The organism is Deltaproteobacteria bacterium (assembly GCA_016234845.1).
Classification (GTDB): Bacteria; Desulfobacterota; Deferrimicrobia; order Deferrimicrobiales; family Deferrimicrobiaceae; genus JACRNP01.
Genome location: JACRNP010000092.1, coordinates 1 through 11,266, shown reverse-complemented (window position 1 = coordinate 11,266; position 11,266 = coordinate 1). Strand labels below are relative to the sequence as shown.

11 protein-coding genes are annotated in these 11,266 nt (G+C 70.2%); 10 read left to right on the top strand and 1 reads right to left on the bottom strand.

Annotated elements, in window-relative coordinates; translation table 11 throughout:
- Both HZB86_07150 and HZB86_07145 read left to right on the top strand, forming a co-directional pair.
- A partial coding sequence (locus tag HZB86_07150; GenBank protein MBI5905315.1) for a methionine synthase occupies positions 1 to 540 on the top strand: 540 nt, incomplete at its 5' end.
- Entirely contained in the window at positions 537 to 1,298 is a 762-nt protein-coding gene (locus HZB86_07145; protein ID MBI5905314.1) for an AAA family ATPase, read from the top strand. The genes HZB86_07150 and HZB86_07145, both read left to right, overlap by 4 nt.
- 12 nt (positions 1,299 to 1,310) lie before the next feature.
- On the opposite strand, the gene HZB86_07140 is transcribed toward HZB86_07145, so the two are convergent.
- A complete protein-coding gene (locus HZB86_07140) occupies positions 1,311 to 4,682 on the bottom strand; it encodes a PAS domain S-box protein (GenBank protein MBI5905313.1) in 3,372 nt (1,123 codons plus the stop codon).
- A gap of 308 nt (positions 4,683 to 4,990) precedes the next feature.
- Between HZB86_07140 and HZB86_07135 the strand changes: the two genes are divergently transcribed.
- From HZB86_07135 to HZB86_07100, 8 genes are all read left to right on the top strand, one after another.
- Complete coding sequence (locus tag HZB86_07135) at positions 4,991 to 6,376, top strand: cbb3-type cytochrome c oxidase subunit I (GenBank protein ID MBI5905312.1); 1,386 nt, start codon at positions 4,991 to 4,993, stop codon at positions 6,374 to 6,376.
- Positions 6,377 to 6,379: 3 nt separating this feature from the next.
- Positions 6,380 to 7,360: a cytochrome-c oxidase, cbb3-type subunit II gene (gene ccoO / locus HZB86_07130; protein ID MBI5905311.1), complete on the top strand. Its 981-nt coding sequence runs from the start codon at positions 6,380 to 6,382 to the stop codon at positions 7,358 to 7,360.
- Entirely contained in the window at positions 7,357 to 7,536 is a 180-nt protein-coding gene (locus tag HZB86_07125) for a cbb3-type cytochrome c oxidase subunit 3 (protein MBI5905310.1), read from the top strand. Before ccoO ends, HZB86_07125 begins: the two co-directional genes overlap by 4 nt.
- Positions 7,537 to 7,540: 4 nt before the next feature.
- Positions 7,541 to 8,023 carry a c-type cytochrome gene (locus HZB86_07120; GenBank protein ID MBI5905309.1) on the top strand — a complete coding sequence of 161 codons (483 nt, stop codon included), beginning with the start codon at positions 7,541 to 7,543 and terminating at the stop codon, positions 8,021 to 8,023.
- On the top strand, positions 8,023 to 9,126 hold the full coding sequence (locus tag HZB86_07115; GenBank protein ID MBI5905308.1) for a 4Fe-4S binding protein: 1,104 nt from the start codon (positions 8,023 to 8,025) through the stop codon (positions 9,124 to 9,126). The genes HZB86_07120 and HZB86_07115 overlap by 1 nt, the downstream gene beginning before the upstream one ends.
- Positions 9,123 to 9,905: a FixH family protein gene (locus HZB86_07110; protein ID MBI5905307.1), complete on the top strand. Its 783-nt coding sequence runs from the start codon at positions 9,123 to 9,125 to the stop codon at positions 9,903 to 9,905. Before HZB86_07115 ends, HZB86_07110 begins: the two co-directional genes overlap by 4 nt.
- A gap of 61 nt (positions 9,906 to 9,966) precedes the next feature.
- Positions 9,967 to 10,584 (top strand): sulfite exporter TauE/SafE family protein, encoded by a 618-nt coding sequence (locus HZB86_07105; GenBank protein ID MBI5905306.1) that lies wholly within the window; start codon positions 9,967 to 9,969, stop codon positions 10,582 to 10,584.
- Positions 10,581 to 11,266: heavy metal translocating P-type ATPase (locus tag HZB86_07100; protein MBI5905305.1), on the top strand; the 686-nt coding region annotated here is incomplete at its 3' end. The genes HZB86_07105 and HZB86_07100, both read left to right, overlap by 4 nt.

The window sequence follows — 11,266 nt, the reverse complement described above, 5'->3', positions numbered from 1 at the left end:
GCCCTCTCCCCGAACGTGATCCTCGTGCTCGACGAACCGTACCTGGCGTCGGTCGGCTCCGCGATCCTGTCGCTCGCGCGGGACGAGGTGGTGGCGGCGCTCGACGAGATCTTCGAAGGCCTTCCCGGCGCGCTGTGCGGGATCCACTGCTGCGCCAACACGGACTGGGGGCTGGTCCTCTCCTCCCGGGTCGGGTACCTGTCGTTCGACGCCTACGAATACGCGGACTCCCTCCTGCTGTACGCGGAGGAGGCCCGGGCGTTCCTCTCCCGCGGCGGGAAGATCGCCTTCGGGATCGTCCCCACGGCGCCCGACGCGATCGCGCGGGAGACGCCGGAGACGCTGGCCGCGCGGATGGAGGGGGTCCTCGACCGGTTCGCCTCGCGCGGGATGCCCCGCGACCGCGTGGTGCCGGCCGCCGTGATCACGCCGGCGTGCGGGCTCGGGACGCTCCCGGAGGACGCGTCGGAGCGGGCGCTGTCGCTCGCCGCGTCCCTCGCGTCGATTCTCCGGGCGCGGTACGGCGGGGGCGCATCGTGACGACGGTGATCGCCGTCGCCGGGAAGGGAGGGGTGGGGAAGACCACCTGCTCCGCCCTCCTCGTGCGCGCCCTCGCGGGGTGCGGAGTACGACCGCTCCTGGCGGTGGACGCCGACCCGAACGCGAACCTCCACCTCCTGCTCGGGCTCCCCGCCCCCGAGGGGCTGGGCGGCCTGCGCGAGGAGCTGCTCCCGGGGGCCGCGCCGCGCGATGCGGTATCGCTCGCGGACCGGGTGGCCTCCGAGGTCCAGCGGCGCGTCTCCGAGGGGGACGCGGCCGACCTGGTGTCGATGGGGCGCGGCGAAGGGCCGGGGTGCTACTGCTACGTGAACGACCTGCTGCGCCGATCCCTTGCGCGGCTCGAGGGAGGGTACCGGGCGGTCGTGGTGGACAACGAGGCGGGGATGGAGCACCTGTCGCGCAGGAACCTCCTCCGGATCGACCACCTCGTCCTGGTCGGGGACCCCACCCCGCGCGGGATGTCCGCCGTCGCCGCCATCCGGGACCTCGCCGGGGAGCTGTCCCTTCCGGTCGGAAGCCGATGGCTCCTGCTCAACCGGCCGTACGCCGCGACGGATCGCAGCGTCCCGGCGGTGGAGGGGTTGCGGCCGCTGGCCGACCTCCCGCACGACCCCGCGCTGCCGGCGTGGGAGGAATCCGGGCGGTCGTTCCTCGATCTCCCGGCGGGCGGTTCGAAGGCCGCCGACGCGCTCCTCGCGGCCGTTCGCGGGCGCCTCCTGGCGGGAACGCCCGGGTGAAGGTCCTCTTCGTCACCCAGGGAAAGTACGGCGAGCGGATCGCGGACAACGTCGCGAACCGCCGCCCGGACGGGTGGGAGGTCGCGCGCCTTCCCCTCTCTCCCCGCCTCCCCCTCGTGATCGACGACCCCGACGCGGTCCTCCCGGCGTCCGTTCCCGCGGCGGATCTCCTCGTGTCCCTGCACGAATCCGCGGGGGCGGCGGAGCTGATCCCCGACATCGCCTCGCGGTGCCGCGCCGCCGCGGTCCTGGCCGCCGTCGACGACCGGGCGGCCTGCCCCCCGGGCCTGGAGAACCAGGTGCGGAAGCGCCTGGGCCGGATCGGGGTGGCGGTCGCCTTCGCCTCCCCGCTGTGCGGATTCGACGGGGGGCCGCACCCGCACCTCTCGGAATTCGCGGCGCGATTCGGCCGTCCCCGGATGCGGATCGAGGCGGACGGAGACCGTGTCGGGTCGGTGACCGTGGAACGGGACTGCCCGTGCGGGGCGGCCGGCTTCGTGGCGTCGGTCCTCCCGGGAACGCGGCTTTCGGAAGCGGCCGATACCGGGGCCCTGCGGCACCACCACCATCCGTGCATGGCCTCGATGGAGATCGCCCCCGACCGGAACGACACGCTGATGCACCTGTCCGGCTACATCTTCCGGGCGGCCATCCACCTCGCGCTGAAGGGAAAGAAGGGAAACGGGTAGCCGTCAGGGAGTCAGGTCGACGTCGAGCACCGACCGGACGATCCGCGCCAGCGTGTCGGCGCGGTACGGCTTGGGGAGGAACGCGGTCCCCCCGATCTCCTCCGACGGCGTGTTCCCGCTCGACAGGATGACCTTCGCCGAAGGATTCATCGCGCGGATCGCCCGGAAGACCTCCAGGCCGGAACGGTGCGGCATCGTCAGGTCGAGGATGACGAGATCGACCCGCTCCCGGTTCGCCGCGTACCATTCGATCGCCTCCCTGCCGTCCGACGCGAGGCACACGGTGTACCCGTGGGTCTCCAGGACCTGTCGGCCCAGGTCCCGGATCAGCGGCGTCGGACGCCTCCTCCGCGATCCCGGTCGCCTCGGGGAAGTAGGCGCAGAAGGTCGTCCCCTTTCCCTGCCGGCTCTCCAGGTTGATCCACCCGTCGTGCTGCTTCACGATGCCGTACACCGTGGAGAGGCCCAGGCCCGTCCCGCGTCCCATCTTCTTCGTGGTGAAGAACGGCTCGAACACCCGCCGCTGCGTGGCCTCGTCCATCCCCGCCCCGTTGTCGCCGATCGAGAGCCGGATGTACCGCCCTTTCCGCGCGTACGGGAAGAGGCGGCAATAATCGTCGTCCACCTCGGTGTTCTCGGCGCGGATGTAGATCCAGTACCCCGTCAGCGGGCGGACCACCGGCTTCCCCTCGGACTCGAGGCTCTCCATGACGGCGTCCCTCGCGTTGACGCACAGGTTCATCAGCACCTGGTGCACCTGGTTGGGGTCGACGCGCGCGGGGAGCAGGTCGTTGGCGATCGAGGACGTGACCTCGATCCGCCGGTCGATGGTCTGGGAGAAGAGCGCAACCACCTCCCGGACGACCTTCCCGAGGTCGACCGCCCGCCGCTCGGACGGGGCCCGCCGGGAGAAGTCCAGGAGCTGGCGCACGAGCTGCACCGCCCGCTCGGAGGCGCGGATGCACTCCGAGATCGGTCCGGCCGCGGGCGACCCGGCGGCGACGTAGCGATTCGCGAGATCGAGGTTCCCGAGGATCCCGGTCAGGATGTTGTTGAAGTCGTGCGCGATCCCTCCCGCCAGCGTCCCGACCGCCTCCATCTTCTGCATCTCGATGATCTGCCGCTCGAGGAGACGCCGCTCGGTGACGTCGATGCCGGTCACGATGACCGACCGGATCGCGCCGGCGGCGTCGGTCAGCGGGGCGTGGTTCCACGCGATCATCCGCTCCCCGCCGTCCGCCGTGACGATGCCGGTTTCCATCGGAGGCGGCAGCCGCCCGGCGAGCACCCCCTCGATCGCCGCGCGGTGGACGCCGCGGAACGGCTCGGGGATCAGCAGCTCCGGCATCCGCTTCCCCAACGCTTCCGCGGACGACCACCCGGTGATCTCCTCGCAGTGGGGGTTGAACAGGAGGATCTCCCCGCCGGGCCCCAGCTGCAGGACGATGGCCCCGGAGATGTCGAGGATCCGGGCGGAGAAATCCCTCTCCTTGCGCAGCTCGTGCAGGGCGCGGACCCGCTGGGTGACGTCGCGCAGGAGCATCATCCCCAGCGGTCCGCGGCGCGCCGGGATGAACGACTCCTCCCGGCCCTCCCGCGGGACCCACGTGACCGAGATCTCGGCGGTGAACGTGGACCCGTCCCTGCGGAGGACGGACGTCTCCCATTCGGTGCGCCCGGCGCTCTCCCCGAGTCCGCGGAGCGCGTCGCGGAGTTGCGGGAACGCGTCCGGCTCGGCAAGGACCGTGGAGGGGTCGACGTCGAAGAGCAGCCCCGTGGAGGCGTACCCGAGGATCGCGGCCGCGGCCGGGTTCGCCCGCACCACCTTCCCTTCCCGGATGAGCAGCACTCCGTCCCGCTGGTGCCGCAGCAGCTCGTCGTAGGACGCCTTCGCGCTCACGAAGATCTGGTGGCGGCGCGCGCTCTGGATCGCGTGCCCGACCCGGTGCGCCATCGCGGTCAGCGCTCCGGTCTCGAACGAGTCGAAGGCGGAAGCGGTGTCGGCGTGCACCGTCAGCACCTTGTGCGGATACCCGTGCTGGTCGATCCGCGCCGAGGCGCAGCTGGCGAGGCGGTGAGCCCTGCAGCTGTCCTCCCACCCCGGAGGGGCCCCCGCATCCCCCCGCTTCCGCACGGAGGTCTCCCCCGTCCGGAGGGAGATCCCCGGTGGCGTGCGCCCCGCGGGCGTGTCGTCCCACCGGAAGGCGTTCTCCCCCAGGAACACCGCGCCGTCTCCCCCGCTGTGCTCGACTTCTACCGCACCGTCGGGCCGCGCGACTCCCACCCACGCCAGCCGGTATCCCTGGTTCCTCCCGAGGATGCCGCACACCTGGGAGAGGATCTGCTTCTCCTCGAGCACGCCCACCAGGGAGCGGTCCACCTCCGCGATCAGGTCGAACCGGGCCTCCAGCCGCTCCTTGAACCGGAACCAGTGCCCCGTGAGGAGGAAGCCGCTGGCCAGCAGGAGGGATATGAACAGCTCGGCCAACGGGATCGGGTGATCGGAGAAGTCGACGAGCGAGCCGCCGGAAACGGTATACCCGACCCACAGGGAGAGGAACCCCTTGAGGGTGAGGGCGAGAACGACGAGGAACCAGACCCTCCCGAGTCTCCGGGTCCACACGAAGACCAGCGACTGCCACGCCGCGATGAACTGGAAGACGGCGGCTCCCATGTGGAGAGCTACCAATGGCATGTCCGTGACGGCACCCCTTGGCCCTCGAAGAGTCGGATCGGGCCTCGATCATCCTGTTCGGTGTATTCCCTTGGAAACTTTACAACTTTTCCGCGGGAATTCCACCACCATCAGGAAACTTTCTCGAATGGTGGCCGGGGAATCGCCTTTTTTGTATCCAGCGCCGAATTTTCCGGGAAACGCGAAAGTGGCGGCCCGCATCGGATGACTGTACACTGTCGACGGATCGCTCCGCGCGCGGGCGGCGGCTTGTCCGCCCCCGGAAACGTCGCGGGGGGTACATTCCAAGGGATTGCGGGGGGGGGACGATGACGAACGGGGAACGCAGCGACTCCATCGTGCGGGGATTCGCCCTCTCTTCGGTGTTCTGGCTCGTCGTCGGCCTCGTCGTGGGACTCTGGCTGGCGGCGGAGATGATCCTTCCCGCCCTGAACCTCACGTCTTGGCTCTCCTTCGGCCGGCTGCGGGTCGTGCACACGAACGGGCTGGCGTTCGGGTTCGCCCTCGCCGGGATCTTCGCCTGCAGCTTCCACATGCTCGAGAAGCTCACCCGCTCCCCTCTCGCCTTCCCGGGGCTTGCCCGGGTCCAGCTGTGGCTCTTCAACATCGCCATCGCCCTGGCCGCGCTGTCCCTGTTCGCGGGGATGAACACCTCGAAGGAGTACTCGGAGCTCGAGTGGCCGCTGGACATCGTGGTCGTCGTCCTGTGGGTGATGTTCGCGGCCAACGTGATGGGGACGCTGATCAAGCGCCGCGAGAAGCAGATGTACGTCTCCCTCTGGTTCCTGATCGCCTGCGTCGTCACCGTGGCGGTGGTCTACATCCTGAACAACCTCGCGTTCCCGGTCAGCCTCACCAAGTCGTACTCGGCCTACGCGGGGGTGAACGACGCCAACGTGCAGTGGTGGTTCGGCCACAACGCCGTCGCCTCCGTCTTCACCTTCCCGATCCTGGCGATGTTCTACTACTTCCTCCCGAAATCGACCGGCCTGCCGATCTACAGCCACCGCCTCTCCATCATCGCGTTCTGGTCCCTGGTGTTCGGCTACCTCTGGACGGGGGCGCACCACCTGATGCTGACCCCCGTGCCGGAGTGGATCCAGACCGTGGCGCTGGCGTTCAGCATGTTCCTCATCGCCCCGTCCTGGGGTTCGGTGCTGAACGGCTTCTACACGATGGGCGGAAACTGGGACCGGATGAAGTCCAACTACCTCGTCAAGTTCTTCATCCTCGGGATCACCTTCTACGGGCTCCAGACCATCCAGGGGCCGACCCAGGCGATCCGGGCGCTTTCCGGCTACCTCCACTACACGGAGTACATCCCGGGCCACGTCCACATGGGGACGATGGGGTGGGTGACCATGATCATCTCCGCGTCGATGTACTTCGTGATGACGAAGGTGTCCGGTCGCGAGGTCCACAGCGAGAAGCTGGCCAACGTCCACTTCTGGCTCATCCTGGTCGGCCAGCTCCTCTTCACGGCGACGCTGTGGATCGCGGGGATCGTGCAGGGCGCCATGTGGAAGGCGACCAACCCCGACGGATCGCTGATGTACACGTTCCTCGACTCCGTGGCCGCGATGTACCCGTTCTGGATCGTCCGGTTCGCCGGCGGCCTCCTCTACTTCGCCGGGATCCTGGTGTTCGCCTACAACCTGTTCATGACCTCCCGTCCAAAACCACAGGCGGTGTGACCGATGAACTTCGACAGCCTCTACGAAAAACCGGTCCTGTTCGCGATCGCCGCGGTCGTCGTCATCTCGATCGGAACGCTCGTCACGACCTTCATCCCGCTCTTCCTGCCGTCCACCCAGCCCGTGAGCCCGCTCGTCAAGCCGTACACGGCGGTCGAGCTGGAGGGACGCGACATCTACATCCGCGAGGGGTGCAACAACTGCCACACGCAGACGGTCCGGCCGCTCCGGACCGAGGTGGCGCGCTACGGAGAATACTCCAAGCCCGAGGAGTCCGCCTGGGACAGGCCGTTCCTCTGGGGCTCCCGGCGGACCGGACCCGACCTCGCCCGGGTTGGAGGGAAGTACCCCGACTCGTGGCACTACCAGCACATGCGGGATCCCCAGGGGATGTTCCCGAAGTCGAACATGCCCGCGTACCCGTGGCTCGCGTCGGCGAAGCTCGACACGTCCCTCACGGCGCGGAAGGCGAAGGTGCTCGGGTACGGCTACGACGAGGCGGAGGTCGCCCGGCAGCTTTCGGCGTTCCGGGAGGCGGTGACGTCGCCGGCGTACGCCTCCGCGAACGCGCGGAACCGGTCGACGTCCGCCGCCCTTCGGGGGGAGCTGACCGAGCAGGACGCCATGGTGGCGTACCTGCAGAAGCTCGGGAAGGACCTGAAGGCCGCGCAGCAGGCCTCGGGAGCCGGGGCGGCGGCGGTGCCCGCGGCGACCCGGAATCCGTTCGCGGGCAGCCGGGCCGCCGAAGAGGAAGGCGAGAAGATCTTCCAGGAGAATTGCCGGAGCTGCCACGGGGAGAAGGGCGCCGGGGGGTTCGGGCCGAAACTGGCGGTGAAGGATCACCGGTTCGGCAACGGGGATGCCGACCTGTACGCCTCCGTGGCGGAGGGACGCCCCGGCGGGATGCCGCCGTTCCTTCCGCAGCTCGGGAAGGACCGGGTGTGGAAGGTGGTCTCCTACATCCGTCGCCTGGAGAGGGAATGAGCGCCTCCGCGCTGCTGTACATCCTGTTCACCGCGGCCCTGGGGGCGGTCTTCGCGGGGATCGTCGCCTACTACTACGGCAAGCGGCGGTTCGAGCGGGTCGAGGCGCCGAAGTTCCGCATGCTCGAGGACGACGAAACGCCTCCCGGCCCCTCGGGCGGCGTCCGGGAGGGATGATCCGATGGAGAATCCGTTCGGCGACATGGAAAGCCACAACAAGGTCCCCCGCGGATTCCTCGCGCTCGTGGTCGGCCTGATCGCCTGGGGGGTCTACTACATCGCGGCGTACACCCCGGAGATCAGCGGCTGGTCGCAGTACAAGGTGTTCGCCAGGGACGCGGAGGCGGACCGGGCGAAGTCCGCCGCCGGCGCGATGCGGATGGACGAGAACCCGTACGAGAAGGACGAGAAGAGCATCGTGGAGGGGAAGCTCCTCTACGCGGAGAAGTGCGCCGGCTGCCACGGGGCGGACCTCCAGGGGGGCGACGGCCCGACCCTGGTCGGCCACCTGAAGTTCGGCGAGGTCGACCGGCTGAAGTTCGAGTCGATCGCCGGAGGGCGCCCCGGCGGCATGCCCGGGTTCGAGTCGGAGCTGGGACGGGACCGGATCTGGAAAGTGCTGGCGTACGTCGACTCCGTGCGGGAGTATGGGAAGAAGCCGTAGTGTGGACCCGTAGACGCAGGGCCGTCGCCCTCCTCGGGGGGGCGGCGACCCTGCTCCTCCCCTTCCTCCGGATCGGAGGAGACAGCGCGTTCCGGTTCGACATCCCCACGATGCGGCTCCTCTTCTTCGGGTCGGTCCTGTGGATCGACCAGTTCCATCTCGTGCTCCTCCTCGTCCTCTTCCTGCTCCTCCTCGCCGTCGGGACGACCGCGGTGTTCGGGCGCGTGTGGTGCGGGTGGCTCTGCCCGCAGACCGTGATCGCGGAGGTCGCGCGGTGGATGGCCTCCGCCCTACCGGGCAGGGCGCGCAAGTCGGGCGCGTCCGTCGTTCTGGTGCCGCTCTCCGCGCTCGTCTCCCTCTCCCTCCTGTGGTTCTTCGTCCCGCCCGCGGAAACGTTCCGGAACCTTTTCCGCTCCCCGGTGCTCCTCGGCTTCTTCCTGGCGCAGTGGGGGGTCGTCTACGGGATGGTGGGAGTGCTCGGGACGAGGTTCTGCGGCACCGCGTGCCCCTACGGGATGCTGCAGAACGCGGTGGCGGACGGCATGACGATCTCGGTGGCGTTCGACCCCGGCCGCGCCGACTGCCTCCGCTGCAACCTCTGCGCCCGGGTCTGCCCGGTCGGGATCGATATCCGGAAGGGGGACCAGAGGGAGTGCCTCGCGTGCGCGACGTGCATCGACGCGTGCCGGGGCGTGACGGCCGCCCGCGGGATCGATCCGTTCATCTCCTACCGGGGGACGGTCCGCCGCGCGAGGGCGTACCTCTTCGCCGGGACCGCGGCCGCCGCGGGGCTCGCGTTCCTTTTCGCCGTATGGGCCCAGCCTTCGGTCGCGTTCGCGGTCCAATGGGAGGGATCCGGTCCCGGGGGCGGCGGAAACCTGTACCGGTACTCCGTCCGCAACGGGCGGGCGGAGCCGGTGCGGATGCGCCTGTCCGTCGACCGGCCGGCCCGGATCCTCGGCGATCCCGGCATCGCGGCCGCGCCGAAATCGCGCGCCTTCGGGAGCGTGGCGGTGACGTCGGACGGGGAGACGCGGGGCGAGGTGCGCTTCACCGCGGAAGGGAACGGTTTCCGGTTCGTCCGGGAGGCGGCGTACCCGTGAAGCGGCTGATCGCGGGGATCTTCGCGCTGTTCGGAGCGCTGATCGCAGGGACGGTCTGGATCGCGCACCGGTCGTTCGACGGGCTCGTGGAGCGGAACTACTACCAGGCCGCGGTCGCCGAGTTCCCCGGGCGGGAAGAGGAGGCGCGCTTGCGGTTCCGGGCGGTCCTTCCGGGCGACTACCGCGCGGGAAGAAGCCGGTTCGCCGCGGAGCTGTCGACGTCGGCCGGCCCCTTGCGGGGCGCCCGGGCGACCTTGGCCGCGATGCGGATCTCCGGCACGGGGAGCGACCGGGAATTCCCGCTCCGCGAGGAGTCCCCCGGGGTCTACGCCGCGGAGCTGTTCCTCCCCGCCGCCGGGGAATGGATGTTCTCGCTCGCGGTGGACTCCGGGAAGCTGCACGCGCGCCGCCGGTGGACGGCGACGGCGCATCCCGACGGCACGGGTCCGGCCGCGGACGTCATCCCGGTCCCCCTGCGCCCGACCTCGGGAATTCCGGAGCCGACGCTCACCATCTCCCCTTGGCCTCCCCCCGGGATGCGGGAGCTCTCCTTCACGGCGGATATCCCCGGCTACGAAGGCCCCGCGCCGTTCATCGAACTGTCCATGCGCGGGATGGACATGGGGCGGAACCGCGTCGACCTCGCGCGTTTCGCCGCCGGCCGTTATCGCGGAACCGGGGTCGCCGTCCGCTGCCCCAGCGGCCGCAAGGACCGGGAGGCGACGCTGACCGTCCCGGGGCGTGGAAAGGCGGAGTTCCGTTTTGAACTGGCCGACTGACTCCACTGCGTGGATCCTCTTCGGAGCGGGGCTGCTCGGTGGGGCGGGGCACTGCGTCGGCATGTGCGGCCCGCTGGTCGCCGGGTACGCCCTCTCGCTCCCGGACCGGCGCGCGACGCTCCCCCACCTCCTCTTCAACCTCGGCCGGGTCGTCACGTACGCGATCGCCGGAGGGATCGTCGGCCTCACCGGCTCATTCGTGCGCGTCGTCCCGTGGATCGAGCCGGTCCAGCGGGTCGTCCTGGGGATCACCGGCATCCTCGTCGCCCTGATGGGGCTGTCCGCGGGCGGCTGGATTCCCGGGTTGCGGCGGATCGAGCCGGCCGGACCGTTCCGGGGCCCGATCGGAGCGGTGGCCCGGCGCGTGGCGGAAGCCGGCGGCCCCGGAGCCTCCTTCCCGCTGGGCCTCGCGGCGGGTCTTCTCCCGTGCGGTCTCGTGTACACGGCGCTCCTTTCCGCGGCGGGGACCGGCATGGGCGGGAACTCCCCCGCGGAGGGGTTCCTGCGGGGATTCCTGGCGATGGCCGCGTTCGGCGCCGGCACGTTTCCCGCCCTGTTCCTCTTCGGGAAGGCCGTGGGGCTGGCCGGCGTCCGCCTCCGGGGGATCCTGGCGCGGGGGGCGGCGCTCCTCCTCGTCGCGGGGGGGGGGCTCTTCGCGATCCGGGCGATCCTCGGGTGAACCGCATGGTCCCTTGCGCCCACTGCCTGCTCGAGGTTCCGGAAAACCGCGCGCTCCGGGAGGCGGCCGAAGGGGGGGACGCGTACTTCTGCTGTCCCGGGTGCCTCGGAATCCACCGCCTCCTCCGGTCGGAAGGGCTCTCCTCCTTCTACGCGATCCGGAAGGGGTGGACCCCCGGACCTCCCGAGCCGGAAGCGGTCCCCATCGAATCGTTCGGCGGCGCCGTGCGAACCGGCGGCGGCGCGGCGAGCGCGGTCCTGGCCGTGACGGGCATCCGGTGCGCCTCCTGCGCCTGGCTGATCGAGCGGTACCTCGGAAGCCGCCCGGGCGTCCTCTCGGCGAGGGTGAACGCCGTCTCCGGGAGGGCGACGATCGAGTGGGACCCGACCCGGGCCGGCATCGGCGACGTCGTGGAGGGGATCCGCGCGCTCGGGTACACCCCGTACCCGTCCGCGGGCAAGGCGTCGGAGGACGCGCTGCGGCGGGAAAGGAACGACCTCCTCCTGCGCCTGGGCACCGCCGCGTTCCTCTCCATGCAGGTGATGCTCTTCACGTTCGGCCTGTACGCCGGCTACTTCCAGGGGATCGAGGAGCGGTACGAGTCGCTGCTGCGCTGGATCTCGTTCCTCCTTTCGACCCCCGTCGTCTTCTACTCCGGGGCGCCGTTCCTCCGGGGCGCCTT

Bases quoted from the DNA above. Each gene is read 5' to 3' on its own strand.
- HZB86_07135 (MBI5905312.1), top strand. From the start codon at position 4,991: ATGACGAACGGGGAACGCAGCGACTCCATCGTGCGGGGATTCGCCCTC.
- HZB86_07120 (MBI5905309.1), top strand. From the start codon at position 7,541: ATGGAGAATCCGTTCGGCGACATGGAAAGCCACAACAAGGTCCCCCGC.
- HZB86_07125 (MBI5905310.1), top strand. From the start codon at position 7,357: ATGAGCGCCTCCGCGCTGCTGTACATCCTGTTCACCGCGGCCCTGGGG.
- HZB86_07105 (MBI5905306.1), top strand. From the start codon at position 9,967: ATGTGCGGCCCGCTGGTCGCCGGGTACGCCCTCTCGCTCCCGGACCGG.
- HZB86_07140 (MBI5905313.1), bottom strand. From the start codon at position 4,682: ATGCCATTGGTAGCTCTCCACATGGGAGCCGCCGTCTTCCAGTTCATC.
- ccoO (MBI5905311.1), top strand. From the start codon at position 6,380: ATGAACTTCGACAGCCTCTACGAAAAACCGGTCCTGTTCGCGATCGCC.